The sequence below is a fragment of the Ottowia sp. VDI28 genome (assembly GCF_049532675.1).
Lineage (GTDB): Bacteria > Pseudomonadota > Gammaproteobacteria > Burkholderiales > Burkholderiaceae_C > Ottowia.
This window is the reverse complement of record NZ_CP149820.1, coordinates 1,905,413-1,919,546: the sequence shown is the minus strand read 5'-3', so window position 1 is coordinate 1,919,546 and position 14,134 is coordinate 1,905,413. Positions and strand designations below refer to the sequence as shown.

The window sequence follows — 14,134 nt, the reverse complement described above, 5'->3', positions numbered from 1 at the left end:
CGTGCGTCCCCTTCACTCCGCGCGCGCGGGCACCAGGATTTCGCGTTGGCCGCTGCCGCTCATGGCGCTGACCAAACCCGCTTTTTCCATATCTTCCACCAACCGCGCGGCGCGGTTGTAGCCGATCTTCAGGTGGCGCTGCACCAGCGAAATGCTGGCCTTGCGGTTTTTCAGCACGATCTCGACCGCCTGGTCGTACATGGGATCCTTCTCCCCACCGCTTTCACCGCCCTCGCCAAAGCCACCCTCTTCGCCGTCGGCCACGCCGCCCTCGAGCACGCCTTCGATGTAATTCGGCTCGCCCTGGCCCTTGAGGTATTGAACCACACGGTGCACCTCATCGTCGCTCACGAACGCACCGTGCACGCGGACCGGCAGGCCCGTGCCGCTGGCCATGTAGAGCATGTCGCCCATGCCCAGCAGCGCCTCGGCCCCCATCTGATCCAGGATGGTGCGGCTGTCGATCTTGCTGGACACCTGGAACGCGATACGGGTGGGAATGTTGGCCTTGATCAGGCCGGTGATCACGTCCACGCTGGGCCGCTGCGTAGCGAGGATCAGGTGGATACCGGCCGCGCGCGCCTTCTGAGCCAGCCGGGCAATCAATTCCTCGATCTTCTTGCCCACCACCATCATCAGATCGGCCAATTCGTCGATCACGACCACGATGTGCGGCAGGCGCTCCAGCGGCTCCGGATCGTCCGGCGTGAGACTGAAAGGGTTGTAGATGAACTCGCCGCGCGACTTGGCGTCGTCGATCTTCTGGTTGAAGCCGGCCAGGTTGCGCACGCCCGCCTTGCTCATCAGTTTGTAGCGCCGCTCCATCTCGGCCACGCACCAGTTGAGACCGTGGGCGGCTTGCTTCATGTCGGTGACCACTGGCGCCAGCAGATGCGGAATGCCTTCGTACATCGACATTTCCAGCATCTTGGGGTCGATCATCAGCAAGCGCACGTCCTTGGGCTCTGCCTTGTACAGCAGGCTGAGAATCATGGCATTGATACCCACCGATTTACCCGAACCGGTGGTCCCTGCGACCAGCACGTGCGGCATCTTGGCCAGATCAGCCACCACGGGCCGTCCGACGATATCCTTGCCCAAGCCCAGCGTCAGCATGGACTTGGCCTCATGGTAGATCTGCGAGCCCAGGATTTCCGACAGCTTGATCGACTGCCGCTTGGCATTGGGCAACTCCAGCGCCATGTAGTTCTTGCCCGGGATCGTCTCGATCACGCGGATCGACACCAGGCTGAGGCTGCGCGCCAGATCCTTGGCCAGGTTGACCACCTGGGAGCCTTTCACGCCCGTGGCTGGTTCGATCTCATAGCGCGTGATGACCGGGCCCGGCGAGGCCATGACCACACGCACCTCGACCCCGAAGTCCTTCAGCTTCTTCTCGATCAGGCGGCTGGTCATCTCCAGCGTTTCAGGCGCGACCGTTTCCTGGTTGGCTTGCGCGCCATCGAGCAGATCGACCTGCGGCAGGCTGCTGTCAGGCAACTCGGTGAACAGGGGTTTCTGCTTTTCCTTCACGACCCGTTCGCTCGCGGGCACGGGTGCGATGGCTGGCTCGATCAGTACGGGGATCGGGTGCTGCTCCTCGCTTTCCTCGCGCTCATGGTGCACCACCTCTTCACGCTCGCGCGCGGCCTGCTGGCCCAGCGCCTTGTCCTGCGCAAGCTCACGTTTTTCACGCCGCGTTTCTACCAGCGCATACAAGGCGGCGCCGATGCGCTCGGCCACCCGGCTCCAGGAGAACCGGAATGTCAACGCCGCGCCCACCAGCCCTGCTGCGATACCGAGCAATGCCGATCCCGTGAATCCCAGCCACTTGACCGCCAGCGGGCCGCCCAGATAGCCCAGGACGCCACCTGCCGAGCCGGGCAGGAGATCCTCCCAGCGGTAAAGCCGCGTCCATTCAAGTCCCGTGCTGGCCGCCAGCAACAGGATCAAACCGCCCCAGAAGGCGGCGCGGGTATGGAGCAAAAGCCCCCACCAGCCGTCAGCGGAGACCTGGGGAGCCGAGGGTGAGCCGTTCAGCCAGCGCATGACACCGGTCACCCAGGCATGCGCACCAGCAGCCACGCACCACCAGGCAGAAAAGCCCAGCAGCACGTAGGCCAGATCGGAAATCCAGGCGCCCAGCTTGCCGGCCCAGTTGCGGATCGGCCCGCCAGAGCCGGAAGTGGACCACGCGGCATCTTGTGCCGAATGGCTGGCAAGCGCCATGATGAAGAAAATCAGCGCCGCCAAGCCGAGCACCAATATGAGCTCTTGCGCGAACCGGCTCGCTCCGCTGCGCGGCGCCGAGGCGCCTGCGGGCGTATTGAGGGTATTGAGTGAGTAGGCCATGGATATAACTACAGCCCCCTAAGCTTACCGCATGCAGCGGATCACTCCAGCTTGATCAGGCGCTCCTGGACCAGAATCAGGCCGTTTTCCTGTGTCTTGATGAAACCGCGCTCTTCCAGATCCTTCATCACGCGGCTGACCATCTCGCGCGAAGCCCCGACCATCTTGGCGATATCCTGGCGCGAAACCCGGTCGCGGATCACCATCTCGCCTTCGTTGGTTTCGCTGGCCGCTTCCAGAAGCGAGCGCGCCACCCGCCCATAAACATCCATCAGCGCCAGCGATTCAATCTTGCGGTCGGCCTGGCGCAACCGCTGCACCAGACCGCGCATGACGGCGTAGGCCATGGAGGAGTTCTCCGGCAGGCAGCGCGCGAACTCCAGGCGCCCCAGCATGAGCAGGTCGGTTTGCACCTCGGCACGCACGGTGGCTGAATGCGGTTCGTTGTCGATGAGGCTCATCTCACCGATGTGATCGCCTGAGTGCAGCGTGGCAAGAATCACTTCCCGCCCGCGGCCATCTGCCGTGACCACACGCGCTCTTCCGTTCAAGAGAATGAAAAGCGCATTCGTTTTCTTCCCCTGCTCCACAATGTTCTCGCCTCGTTTGAAGCGGCGCTTGACCACGGCCTCCGCCACTGAGGCCGCCTGCGCGTCAGTCAGCATGGAAAAGAGCGGCACCCTGCGGATCAGATCAAGACTGGACAGCATCGTCATATTTAATAACCTCTTGCTCTCGCACCATTCTTCGAGTTCTTAAAATCGGAAGCGCCCGCGCCCCGCTTTAAGAACGGCTTCACGTTCTTAGCGACAATGCGAAATGGTTCACATTGTTTGTATCGTAGCGTAACGGACGCACACCCCAAGGTTTCCACCAAATGAATGCCAAACACGCCAAAGTCCTGATCCTGGGCTCCGGCCCGGCGGGCTACACCGCCGCTGTCTATGCCGCCCGGGCCAATCTGAACCCGCTTCTCATCACGGGCATGGCTCAAGGCGGCCAGCTCATGACCACCACTGAAGTGGACAACTGGCCCGCCGACGTCGATGGCGTGCAAGGCCCTGACCTCATGCAGCGCTTTCAGGCCCACGCCGAACGCTTCAAGACAGAGATCGTATTCGACCACATTAACAAAGTAGACCTCCACCAGCGTCCCTTTACATTGACAGGGGATAACGGTACCTACACTTGCGATGCACTCATTATCGCTACAGGCGCGTCTGCCAAGTATCTGGGACTACCCTCAGAAACAGCTTTCATGGGCCGGGGTGTATCGGCCTGTGCCACCTGCGACGGCTTTTTCTACCGGGAGCAGCCCGTCTGCGTGGTGGGCGGCGGCAACACGGCAGTGGAAGAAGCGCTGTATCTCTCCAACATCGCCAGCAAGGTCGTTCTGGTGCATCGGCGCGACAAATTCCGCGCCGAACCGATCCTGGTCGACAAGCTGATGGACAAAGTGGCCGCCGGCAAGATCGAACTCAAGACCTTCCGCACCCTGGAGGAGGTACTGGGCGACGACTCCGGTGTCACGGGCATCCGTCTGAAGAGCACCGAAAACGGCAGCACCGAAGACCTCGAGCTGAAAGGCTGCTTCATCGCCATCGGCCACTCGCCCAATACCGAGATTTTCCAGGGCCACCTGAACATGGAAAATGGCTACATCGTGACCCAGGGCGGCCTGAAAGGCTTTGCCACGCAGACTTCCGTGCCCGGCGTTTTCGCGGCGGGAGACGTCCAGGATCATGTCTACCGCCAGGCGATCACCAGCGCCGGCACCGGCTGCATGGCGGCCCTGGATGCCCAGCGTTTTCTGGAGCAGGAAGGCGACTGAAGGCAGGCCGAACTGGGCCCGGCTACGCATCTGGGCCAATTCTGGCTATAATCAAAGGCTTTTCGAAATCTAGCCTGTCACTCTCATTGCAATTTATTGCAATGCATGAAGAGTGGAAGAGTGAATTGGTTGATTTCGGGGTTACCGCCACCCCTATCCTGGCGAGGTGAGGCCGGAGCGAGTCGCTTTTTCATGCGGCGCCCAGCAACGGCTGTTAGTGGAGTCAGATCTCATGGCACGAGTGTGCGAAGTCACGGGCAAGGGCCCGATGGTCGGGAACAATGTTTCCCACGCCAACAACAAAACCAAGCGCCGGTTCCTGCCGAACCTGCAATACCGCCGTTTCTGGGTCGAGAGCGAGAACCGCTGGGTGCGCCTGCGCGTATCGAGCGCAGCCCTGCGCCTGATCGACAAGAATGGCATCGACGCCGTGCTCGCCGACATGCGTGCCCGCGGCCAAGCTTAAACCGAACTAAAGGAGCAGCATCATGGCCACCAAAGGCGGACGCGAAAAGATCAAGCTGGAATCCACGGCCGGTACCGGCCACTTCTACACCACCAGCAAGAACAAGAAAACCATGCCCGAGAAGATGTCGATCATGAAGTTCGACCCCAAGGCTCGCAAGCATGTGGAGTACAAGGAAATCAAGCTGAAGTAATTCAGCATTGATTCTGACGTTCTCAGAAACTGAGCCCGCTGTGCGCAGCGGGTTTCTTTTTGGAGGAATCTGGAAAACGGTTCACTTCGAGCCGGTAGAATCCAGATGAACGTCTCAGGAAGGGTGGCAGAGTGGTCGATTGCACCGGTCTTGAAAACCGGCGACGCGCAAGTGTCCGTGGGTTCGAATCCCACCCCTTCCGCCAGATGATCTTAAAAAAAGCGCCTATCCAGGTGCTTTTTTTATTTATTTGATTTTTACCGGCCAACTTTCGAGCGCGTATGATGTACAAAATTTCGTACACTATGCTAAGCCTCAAAGGAGCAAGCCATGGCCATTTCTGCTGGTGACGTGATCCCGCTGTCGCAAGCCAGGGCGAACTTGTCCGAACTGGCTGACCAGGTGAAGGCGGGTTCGGAGAAGATCATCACCAAGAACGGTGAGAGCTATGTGGCCATCATCGACGCCCAGCGGCTGGACTACTACCACCAGCTTGAGCGCGAGCGCATCCACCTGCTGTTGATTGACGATGCAAGCCAGGGCCTTGCAGATGTCTCAGCGGGCAAGGTCAAGGACGCACACAGCACGCTGACTACCCTCAAGCGCCGCCGTGCGACCAAGGCCGCAGGATAGGAACGGCCTCGCTTCGTGACAGCCAAGCACACCGTCAAACTCACAGGCAACTTTGAGCGGAACCTTGAAGAGATCGAGGCTTTCGCGGCCGCAGCCGAGGCTCCACATGCCTTCGACGCGCTTTTGGACGAGCTGACGGATACTGTCATCCCCAATCTGGAAAGCTTTCCCGGCATGGGGCGCTTATTCCTGAAACGGCCTGCACGGTCAGTCGAGGTGGCCAACGGTATTGCCCGCCTGACCACACAACTGGGCTCGATCGCTGAGGACGGTGAGTTGCGCGAATACGTGATGACGCGCTACCTGCTGCTGTATGCGCGGATCATGGGCACGGTCTACCTTCTTTCGATCCGCCATCAGCGGCAGCTTTCATTCGATTTTCAGGCGTTGTGGCCCAGTAGCTGAAACCGGTGCTCTGATGTGCTTTTATTTTTGTGGGACTAGCCGCATGAGGGTATTGTAAAAACCCTGAACATGACTCTCGTCGTTCCCACGCAAGCGAGAGTCCAGGCAGCGGTGAAGAGGAGGCACTGGATTCCTGCCTTCGCGGGAATGACGGAGGAAGGGTTGCGGCATTCCATGCAGCCGGATGACCGATCCCACGACTGGCACCTATCGCGAGGGCCAGCTATCCGGCTGAAGCCGCTTCATTCGGCAGCAAATCCCGACAGCTTCACGCGATCTGCCCATGCAGCCCGCTCGCTTGCAAGCAACTTAGGAAAATCGTCCGGCTGTTTGGCGGGCACCGTGTAGCCCATGTTTTTCATGGCTTCCCGGTATCGGTTCGATGCGAGAACCTTGTCCACCTGCGCACGCCACTGGGCGGCTTTGGCCGATGCCATACCAGCTTTTCCAAATAGACCGAACCAGTCAACCGACTCCAGTTGGGCCATACCTGCTTCGCGCGCGGTCGGCACGTTGGGCAATTTGGGATTGCGCTCCTTGGATGTGATCAGCAGTGTCTTGAGTTTGCCTTGCCCCTCGTGCGGAACAAGCAGTTGCTCCGTGGTGATCAGAAGCGGAACCTGGCCGCCTATGACGTCACCGACCGCGGCCGCTCCGCCTCTATAGGGGACTTGCGTCAACGAGATGCCCAGGGCCTTTTCCAGTTGCGCACCCAGGAAATGCTGCGGCGTACCGGCACCCGGCGTCGCGAACGCGCTATGGCTGCTGTTGGCTCGTGCCCACGCCTTGTACTCAGCCATCGTGGTGGCCTTTGAGGCTGGCCCCGCCGCAACGCCGAACCCGTACTCCGCGACGCTGCCCAACGTGACGAAGTCGCGCACGGCATCGTATTTGGCAACCTTGATGATTTGGGGCACCAAAACCAAGATACTGGAGGGGATCACCGCGATGGTGTTGCCATCAGCAGGGGCAGACAGCAAGCTGTCGATGGCGATCTTGCCGCTCGCGCCCGGCTTGTTCTCGACGACCACGGTCGCGTTCGTCGTTTGCCTGAGTTCGTCGGCAAATGCGCGTGCTACTGCATCGGGTGCGCCGCCGGCCGGAAAGCCCACCAGAATTTTTACTGTGCCGCCAGCGGTCTGTGACTGGGCCGCCGTGGCCATCAACAGCACGCTCATGGCGGCCACTTGGATTTGGACCAGGGTATGCAAGGTTTTCATAGGTCTCCTGAGTTTGAGTGGCCTGCCCGGCTCAACGGATGGGTGACGGGGTATAGCCACCAATGCCCTGCCCTGACCGGATAGCGTCTTCACCTCCGAAAAAATCGATCAACGCGTTCTGGCGGCTTTTGGCCCTCCGGTCTACCTCGCCGGGATCACACAGCCCATGCAGCCGTGCCTCCCAATGCCTGAGCAGCGCTTGCCGGTCAGGCCGCTCGGCCAGATTCACCAACTCCTGCGGATCGCTCTCCAGATCGAACAGCTCCGGCGCCAGGTCGCAGTGATGGACGTACTTGGTGCGCGCATCCTGCAGCATGAACACGCCTGAGTGCGAGCCGATGGTGTGGTATTCGGACAGCGTGATGCGTTCAGCCGCTACCGGGGACAACAGCGATTGCGACCGGACACTGGCGGTGCTGCTGTCCAGCGGCACGCCCACTGCCTCCAGCACCGTGTTGTACACATCGATGTGGCTCACGGCTGCGTGTTCTGTGCGGGCGGGCTTCACGCCGGGTCCGCTCAGGATCATGGGAACGCCCACAGACTCCGCGTACATCGTGCTCTTGCCCCACAGGCCGCGAGCGCCTGTGTTGTCGCCATGGTCGCTGGTGTATATCACCCGAGTGTCCTCGGAGAGCCCGGCTTCGGAGAGCGCATCGAGCAACGCGCCGACGTGTGAATCCAGATAGGACACCAGGCCGTAGTAGCCACACAACGCGCGCCGCACATCGGCTTCGGTCTTGAAGTGTTGGTTGTAGCCGCTTTGCTGCGCGTATTGGCGTACAAAGGGATGGGCCTTCGGGTCCACGCCGAAGTGATAAGCCTTGGGCAAATGCAAAGGCTTGTCGGCATACAGGTTGAAGAATTCGGTTGGCGCAGTCAACGGGAAATGTGGCGCCACCAGCGACACCATCAACACCCAAGGCTTGTCACTAGGCGTGCGGCCGTGCGCGTGTATCCAGTCGACCGCGCGCTGAGTGATCTGTGCGTCGTAGCGGGTGTAGTCTGATTCGCCCGCTTTGGCCGAAGCCAGCATGTTGGAGCCGTCGCCAATGGAAGTTGGCGGATTGCGCAGCAGCATCTTGACTTCGCCACGGCCACCATGGATGTGCATGGGCAGGAGGCTTTCGGTGAAGCCGTAGTCGTCACCTTCCCAACCGCGGTAGTGCAGCTTGCCTATCGACACCACCTCATGGCCGGCAGCCCTGACCACATGGTGCCAGCTCGGCGTGCGGCCGTCGTAGGCGTCTACATTGTCCCAATGGCCCAGTTCGAAGAGGTTGAGACCGGTCGCGAGGGCCGCGCGTGCGGGCACACAGATCGGGCTGGCGCAGGTCGCGTTGGTAAAGCACGTCCCCCCTGCGGCCAAGCGATCCAGGTGCGGGGTTTTCACCTCCGGATGCCCGGCAAAGCCCATGGCCTTGGGGTTGTGCTCATCCGAAACGATCAACAGCAGATTCTTGGGCGCAAGCGTGTGGCTCATGGGCCGCATTGTTCGCGGCTCGTGCGTGCGTGTCTGTTCCCGCAGGAACATTGCACATGTCCGCGCTCACCGCCGGGCGGTCAGCGCCGCGTAGTCCAGCAGCTCGACGCGGCCACGGCTCAGCCGTATGGCGCCTGCACTTTCCAGTTGCTTGAGCGTCAGCGACAGTTTGGGCCTACTCACACCACAACGCAGCGCCAAGCGTTCGTGCGTGATTCGCACGGTCCAGGGCTGGTCAGATGTGCCGGGCATCACCTCCAAGGCGACGCGTGCCAGGCCAGCGCAAACGCGCTCATGCACACCTCGTTCAAGCCAGCCGCGTTCTCTGGCCCGTACCTCGCGAAGCCGTTGAGAAAGAAACTTCACCAGCAGCAACAATAGCCCGGGCTCAAGCTGCAGCAATGACTCCAGATCGTGAATAGGCAACCAGCGGATCTGCAAGTCCTCGGACGCGAGAAATTCACCGTGAATCGGTTCTCCGGAGAACAGCGCCGAGAGCAAGGCGATTTCACCTGGGCCAAATGTGACTGGAATGACCTGCATGCCCTCTTCGCCCAACTGCAGCACGGCGTCCAATCGGCCCCGAACAATATAGGGCAAGGCATCCAGCCGTTCACCCGTTCTCTTGACCCACCTCCCCTTGCTCATCTTGACCACCGGGTACCGATCGAGTCCCATGTGGGCCAACAGAGCCGCAGCCAGGTCAAGAGCGAGATCGAGGCTGCGCGCCGCTTGCGGTCTTGAATGGGTCATTTTGTATGCCGACTGCCCGCGTAGGCTTCCGCTACCAGACTGCGGAATCGCTCCATCTGAGGCCCGAATTGTGCGGTACGGCGCCAGAACAGGCCAATATCCAAACACCAGACCGGCGCGGGCGCGGGCAAGGCGCGCAGCTTCCGGCATGCGGGCGATCTCAAGGCATCCTCCGTGAGCACGGTCAACAGGTCAGTGGTTTCGATCAAGGGTGCGAGCACGGCTGGTGTGGCGTCGACTTCGATCGCAGGCATCAGTTCCTTGCGGGAGTTGGTTCTCAGGAAGCGGTCTACCCACTGCCTGAGCACGATGTGCTTGGGCGACAACACCCACTCCTGGGCCCCCAGATCGGTCACATCGAATGAACGTTTCTGAAGCGGATGGTGGGCTCGCCCCACCACCATGCTGCGTTGCTGACCCAGAATCTGGTGGTTGAATTCGTTTGATGCCCGGTCGTCCATGGCCGCGATCGCGCAATCGATCTCGCCAGTGCTGAGAAGCTGAAACAACTGGTCGCTCAGTTGCACGCGGATCGTGAACCGGCTCTGATCGAGCATGGCCCTGGCGGCTGGTATCAGCAAAGCCTGGATCAGCGCAGGCACCACGCCCACCCGCAGCAGGCCGGTATTGGCTGATTTCAGGCTGGCGACGTCAGCAGCCATGTTCAGGCTCCAGTCCGAGATCTGGATCGCCCGCTGGTACACCGTGCGGCCGGCATCGGTGAGCAACACGCCACGCGCGGTGCGCTCGAACAGCTTCAAGCCAAAGGAGATTTCCAGGCGCCTGATGGCCTTGGAAAGCGCGGGCTGGCTCACACCCAGTTCCGCCGCAGCCCGGCGCACGCTGCCCCGCTCGGCCACCCGCTTGAACCAAAGCAAATCATCGATTTCCATGGCGCTCTACCGATTCTATCTGGTTATCACAAAAAACTCGGTTTCAGCATAGCGCATGAGAGAGTCCATTCCCATAATCGGACGCAGAAAGAAACCCGAAGGAGACGCAAGATGAAAATGAATGGATTCCTCATGGCCGCCCGCCCGGCGCGCCTCTTTCCGGCGCTGGCAGCCGGGCTGGCCTTGGCGGCCAGCGCCACCGCTTTCGCGGACCCGGTCACAGCCTACCCGGAGCGCCCGGTCCGCGTGGTGGTTCCCTACCCGGCTGGCGGCAATACGGACATCATCGCGCGCGAGGTCGCCAAGCGCCTGTCGGCGAAGCTCGGCCAGACCTTCCTCATCGACAACAAACCGGGTGCCAACAGCATCATCGGCACAGAAGCCGTGGCCAAGGCGGCGCCGGATGGCTATACGCTTCTCGTGGCCATCGGCGCCTACGCCAACAACTTTGCGCTCTACAAAAAGCTGCCTTACAGCCGCGCCGATCTCGTGCCGATTTCGCACATGACCAACACCTCGCTGGTGGTGGTCACTGGCAGGCCAGGCATCACCAGCCTCAAGCAACTGGTGGCATCAGGCAACGACAAGAACGCGCCGCTGACGTTCGCGAGCAGCGGCGTGGGTTCCGCCGCGCATCTACTGGGTGAGCGGTTCGCGAGAAGCTCGGGCATGAGTTCGACGCAGCATGTGGCCTACAAGGGCTCCGCCGACGCAGTCTCGGATCTGCTGGCAGGGCGCGTGGGCTTCATGTTCGATGCCGTTTCGGCCATGGGTGCGCACATCAAGAGCGGCAAGTTGACCGCGCTGGCGGTCACCGGCTCAGGCCGCTCGCCCCTGCTGCCGGACGCCCCGGGTATGCGCGAAGCCGGTTATCCCGATATGGTGGCTTACGCCTGGTCCGGCTTGCTGGCGCCGGCCAAGACCCCGAAGGCCATCGTAGACCGCCTGTCGCAAACAGTGGCTGAAGTGCTCAAGGACCCGGAACTGGTGAGCAAACTCGCCTCCATCAGCACCGACCCCGTGGGCAGCACGCCTGCCGAGTTCGACAAGTTCCTCGTCAGCGAATCGGACGTCAACGGCAAGATCATCAAAGCGCTCAACATCTCCCTGGACTGATTGTGACCACTCCATCCCGAACCGTCCTGATCGGCGGCGCCTCGGCTTTTGTCGGCGACAGCATTCTCGGCCCCACTCAATTGGTGGGGGTACCGGGCATGCAGTATCTTGTGTTCGACTACCTGGCCGAGATGACGCTCTCGGGCTTTTCCCAGACGCGCAAGAATGATGCACGGCTTGGCTACTCCATCGAGTTCGTCGATTACGTGCTGCCTCAGATCGCCAGGACTTGCGCCGGCAAGGGCATCCGACTGGTGGCCAATGCCGGCGGACTCAACCCGGAGGCCTGCGCCGCGGCTATCGAAGACCATCTCGCGAAGCTGAACCTGTCCATGAAGGTCGCCTATGTCACGGGCGATGATTGCACGCATCTGATGGACCAGCTCCGCGCATCGGATGCCCGGGACTTCTATACGGGAGCGCCGGCGCCCGGCAGCGTGGACAGCGCCAATGCCTATCTTGGCGCACCCGCCATAGCCAAGGCGCTTGCGTTGGGTGCCGATATCGTGGTGACGGGACGCATCGTGGACAGCGCGGCCACTTTGGGCATTCTGATGCACGAGTTCGGCTGGCGCGCCGATGACTGGGATCTGCTCGCGAGCGGCTCACTGGTTGGGCACGTGCTGGAATGCGGTGCCCAGGCAACGGGCGGCATCTTCACCGATTGGGAACGCGTGCCCGATTGGGAAAACATCGGCTACCCCTACGCGGTGTGCCAAGCGGATGGCTCCTTCGTCCTCCGCAAGCCGGCCCGGACGGGCGGTCTCGTCGAACCCATGACGGTGAAGGAGCAGATTCTCTACGAGGTCGCCGATCCAGCCCACTATGTGCTTCCTGACGTGGTCTGCGATTTCACGGAAGTCACCACGACCTCCGTCGGGCAGGATCAGGTTCTCGTGCAGGGCGCGCGCGGCAGCATGGCACCGGATACCTACAAGATGTCCGCCAGCTACCAGGCAGGCTACCGGTGCACGGCCCAGGTGTCGGTATTTGGAGTTAACGCCGCGGGCAAGGCGCGGCGCACCGCCGAAGCGCTGCTGAATCGCACGAGGCATTTGCTCAAGACACGAGGGTTCTCGGATTTTTCGAGATACTCCGCGACGGTCGTGGGCGCCGAAGATGGCTATGGGCCGCACGCGCAGCCCTGCCACAGCCGGGAAGCCATTGCCCGGCTGGTGGTGACGCACGACTCTGCCGAAGCCCTGGATCTGTTCTCACGGGAATCGCGTGCGCCTGGGGTTTCCTTCGCGCCCGGCACCACGAGCGGCAGCTCCCTGACGCTGAATGCCCGGCCGCCCGTGGAGCCCATGCATCGGCTGTTCACGTGCCTGGTCGGCAAGGCGCGGTTGACGCCTCCCCTGGTGATCCTGGCAGGCCAGCAGCATCCCGTGGCCTTGAATACTGAAGGCTCGCCGCCGCACCCTTATACCGAGGCGGAGCGGCAGGACAGCAGCTATCCAGAGGTGCCTGCGGGTGGTACTGCCATCCCTTTGTTGGAGATCGCGCATGGCCGCTCGGGAGACAAGGGCGACACCTCCAATGTTGCTGTGTTCGCCCGCGACCCAGCGCACTTCGGTCACCTGAAGCGGGTGCTGACTGTCGGCAAAGTCCGCGGCCATCTTGGCCACCTGGTCAAGGGAGGCATCAGCCGCTATGAGGTGCCAGGACTTCAGGCCTTGAACTTCGTGATGGACCAAGCCCTGGATGGCGGGGGCCCCTCCTCCTTGCGCACCGATCCGATGGGCAAGGGCATGGCTCAGATGCTGCTTGAGATGGAAGTGGCCCGGCCTACTCCAGACCCGCACTGAATCATGTCATCACAAGGGCTCCAGGGAAGACGCGTACCTGTGCAGGGCGCTCACCATGCTCTGCGCGACTTCATTGCCCGGCCGGTCCGTCGCCCTGTAAATCCCGATTTCCGCGCGCATCGCATTCCTGAGTGGCCTGCGGCACATGCGCTCATTCGCAAACGAAGCCACGGACATGCTGTCGGCGACCGCTACACCCATGCCCAGTTCGGCCATCTTGCAGGCGACATGGGCTGAATCGACCCGGGTTTGAACCGATGAGATTTCCTGGTCCCACCAGGGCTGCCCGGCTCCCGGCCAGACAATGGATGGAAGCTCGATGCCGATCACGTGCCATTCATTCAGATCGCTTGCCTTGATGGAGCGCAGTTTCGCCAGCGGGTGATCGCGCAGCATCAGGCACTCGAGCCTGAGCGGCAGCAGACGTTCATAGTGCCACTTGCCAGCGTCATGCACCTTCATGGCAATGGCGACATCCACCTGCTGAGTATCGATCCAGTGCACCACCTGCTGCGTATTGCCCGTATGCACCGTGCAGAGAAGATCCTTGTTCTCGGCTTGGATCGGCGACAGCGCATGCGGCAGGAGGTGGATAGCGGCCGAGGGAATGCACCCGATCTGCAAGTGTCCCGGCCGCGCATTTCGAAATTCGATCGCGAGTTCATTGAGCACCGATAGCGAAGAACTTACGCGGCTGATCTGGTCCAGCAACGCCCGGGCTTCGAAGGTCGGCCGCAGCGTATGGCCTTTGCGCTCGAAAAGCCGGTAACCCAAAGCCTCGTGCAACTGCGCCAACTGCTTGCTCACCGCAGGTTGGGTGACGTTCAAGCGGTTCGCAGCCTGCGTCAAGGTGGTCGATGTCGCAAGAACTTGCAGCAGCGCGATGTGGTGCAGCCGTATGGGGGCATTTTTCATTTGGCCGAGCATAACTCCAAGTTTGAAAATGCCGCTTATTATTCATTTGACTCATGACCAAGTCTG

General features: G+C 61.3%; 14 protein-coding genes and 1 tRNA gene. 8 read left to right on the top strand and 7 right to left on the bottom strand.

Annotated elements, in window-relative coordinates:
• Window positions 1–12 precede the first annotated feature (12 nt).
• Window positions 13–2,352, bottom strand: coding sequence for a DNA translocase FtsK (locus WJU18_RS09150; protein ID WP_423459775.1), 2,340 nt, complete (start codon window positions 2,350–2,352; stop codon window positions 13–15).
• A 41-nt stretch (window positions 2,353–2,393) separates the two neighbouring features.
• Entirely contained in the window at window positions 2,394–3,068 is a 675-nt protein-coding gene (locus WJU18_RS09145) for a Crp/Fnr family transcriptional regulator (RefSeq protein WP_423459774.1), read from the bottom strand.
• 161 nt (window positions 3,069–3,229) lie between these two features.
• On the opposite strand from WJU18_RS09145, the gene trxB reads away from it, so the two are divergent.
• The 6 genes from trxB to WJU18_RS09115 all read left to right on the top strand — a co-directional run bounded on the left by trxB (window position 3,230) and on the right by WJU18_RS09115 (window position 5,880).
• Window positions 3,230–4,183 carry a thioredoxin-disulfide reductase gene (gene trxB, locus WJU18_RS09140; protein ID WP_423459773.1) on the top strand — a complete coding sequence of 318 codons (954 nt, stop codon included), beginning with the start codon at window positions 3,230–3,232 and terminating at the stop codon, window positions 4,181–4,183.
• A gap of 232 nt (window positions 4,184–4,415) precedes the next feature.
• Complete coding sequence (rpmB, locus tag WJU18_RS09135; protein ID WP_028601562.1) at window positions 4,416–4,649, top strand: 50S ribosomal protein L28; 234 nt, start codon at window positions 4,416–4,418, stop codon at window positions 4,647–4,649.
• 22 nt (window positions 4,650–4,671) lie between these two features.
• Window positions 4,672–4,842: a 50S ribosomal protein L33 gene (rpmG, locus tag WJU18_RS09130; protein WP_006298735.1), complete on the top strand. Its 171-nt coding sequence runs from the start codon at window positions 4,672–4,674 to the stop codon at window positions 4,840–4,842.
• Between the two features lie 117 nt (window positions 4,843–4,959).
• Window positions 4,960–5,047: transfer RNA gene (locus WJU18_RS09125), tRNA-Ser, on the top strand.
• Window positions 5,048–5,172: 125 nt separating this feature from the next.
• Window positions 5,173–5,475 carry a type II toxin-antitoxin system Phd/YefM family antitoxin gene (locus tag WJU18_RS09120; RefSeq protein WP_423459772.1) on the top strand — a complete coding sequence of 101 codons (303 nt, stop codon included), beginning with the start codon at window positions 5,173–5,175 and terminating at the stop codon, window positions 5,473–5,475.
• Window positions 5,476–5,490: 15 nt separating this feature from the next.
• Window positions 5,491–5,880, top strand: coding sequence for a type II toxin-antitoxin system RelE/ParE family toxin (locus tag WJU18_RS09115; RefSeq protein ID WP_423459771.1), 390 nt, complete (start codon window positions 5,491–5,493; stop codon window positions 5,878–5,880).
• Window positions 5,881–6,122: 242 nt separating this feature from the next.
• On the opposite strand, the gene WJU18_RS09110 is transcribed toward WJU18_RS09115, so the two are convergent.
• From WJU18_RS09110 to WJU18_RS09095, 4 genes are all read right to left on the bottom strand, one after another.
• Window positions 6,123–7,058: a tripartite tricarboxylate transporter substrate-binding protein gene (locus tag WJU18_RS09110; protein ID WP_423459770.1), complete on the bottom strand. Its 936-nt coding sequence runs from the start codon at window positions 7,056–7,058 to the stop codon at window positions 6,123–6,125.
• A 73-nt stretch (window positions 7,059–7,131) separates the two neighbouring features.
• Entirely contained in the window at window positions 7,132–8,583 is a 1,452-nt protein-coding gene (locus WJU18_RS09105; protein ID WP_423459769.1) for a sulfatase-like hydrolase/transferase, read from the bottom strand.
• A 66-nt stretch (window positions 8,584–8,649) separates the two neighbouring features.
• The gene (locus WJU18_RS09100; protein ID WP_423459768.1) at window positions 8,650–9,336 is read right to left on the bottom strand and encodes a Crp/Fnr family transcriptional regulator; all 687 of its coding nucleotides are present in this window, start codon (window positions 9,334–9,336) and stop codon (window positions 8,650–8,652) included.
• On the bottom strand, window positions 9,333–10,229 hold the full coding sequence (locus WJU18_RS09095; protein ID WP_423459767.1) for a LysR family transcriptional regulator: 897 nt from the start codon (window positions 10,227–10,229) through the stop codon (window positions 9,333–9,335). The genes WJU18_RS09100 and WJU18_RS09095 overlap by 4 nt, the downstream gene beginning before the upstream one ends.
• A 111-nt stretch (window positions 10,230–10,340) precedes the next feature.
• On the opposite strand from WJU18_RS09095, the gene WJU18_RS09090 reads away from it, so the two are divergent.
• Complete coding sequence (locus tag WJU18_RS09090) at window positions 10,341–11,345, top strand: Bug family tripartite tricarboxylate transporter substrate binding protein (protein ID WP_423459766.1); 1,005 nt, start codon at window positions 10,341–10,343, stop codon at window positions 11,343–11,345.
• Window positions 11,346–11,347: 2 nt separating this feature from the next.
• Complete coding sequence (locus WJU18_RS09085; protein ID WP_423459765.1) at window positions 11,348–13,153, top strand: acyclic terpene utilization AtuA family protein; 1,806 nt, start codon at window positions 11,348–11,350, stop codon at window positions 13,151–13,153.
• 9 nt (window positions 13,154–13,162) lie between these two features.
• Here WJU18_RS09085 and WJU18_RS09080 read toward each other — a convergent pair whose 3' ends face one another.
• The gene (locus WJU18_RS09080; RefSeq protein ID WP_423459764.1) at window positions 13,163–14,068 is read right to left on the bottom strand and encodes a LysR family transcriptional regulator; all 906 of its coding nucleotides are present in this window, start codon (window positions 14,066–14,068) and stop codon (window positions 13,163–13,165) included.
• Window positions 14,069–14,134: the final 66 nt, after the last annotated feature.

Bases quoted from the DNA above. Each gene is read 5' to 3' on its own strand.
- WJU18_RS09150 (WP_423459775.1), bottom strand. From the start codon at position 2,352: ATGGCCTACTCACTCAATACCCTCAATACGCCCGCAGGCGCCTCGGCG.
- WJU18_RS09145 (WP_423459774.1), bottom strand. From the start codon at position 3,068: ATGACGATGCTGTCCAGTCTTGATCTGATCCGCAGGGTGCCGCTCTTT.
- trxB (WP_423459773.1), top strand. From the start codon at position 3,230: ATGAATGCCAAACACGCCAAAGTCCTGATCCTGGGCTCCGGCCCGGCG.
- rpmB (WP_028601562.1), top strand. From the start codon at position 4,416: ATGGCACGAGTGTGCGAAGTCACGGGCAAGGGCCCGATGGTCGGGAAC.
- rpmG (WP_006298735.1), top strand. From the start codon at position 4,672: ATGGCCACCAAAGGCGGACGCGAAAAGATCAAGCTGGAATCCACGGCC.
- WJU18_RS09120 (WP_423459772.1), top strand. From the start codon at position 5,173: ATGGCCATTTCTGCTGGTGACGTGATCCCGCTGTCGCAAGCCAGGGCG.
- WJU18_RS09110 (WP_423459770.1), bottom strand. From the start codon at position 7,058: ATGAGCGTGCTGTTGATGGCCACGGCGGCCCAGTCACAGACCGCTGGC.
- WJU18_RS09105 (WP_423459769.1), bottom strand. From the start codon at position 8,583: ATGAGCCACACGCTTGCGCCCAAGAATCTGCTGTTGATCGTTTCGGAT.
- WJU18_RS09100 (WP_423459768.1), bottom strand. From the start codon at position 9,336: ATGACCCATTCAAGACCGCAAGCGGCGCGCAGCCTCGATCTCGCTCTT.
- WJU18_RS09095 (WP_423459767.1), bottom strand. From the start codon at position 10,229: ATGGAAATCGATGATTTGCTTTGGTTCAAGCGGGTGGCCGAGCGGGGC.
- WJU18_RS09090 (WP_423459766.1), top strand. From the start codon at position 10,341: ATGAAAATGAATGGATTCCTCATGGCCGCCCGCCCGGCGCGCCTCTTT.
- WJU18_RS09080 (WP_423459764.1), bottom strand. From the start codon at position 14,068: ATGAAAAATGCCCCCATACGGCTGCACCACATCGCGCTGCTGCAAGTT.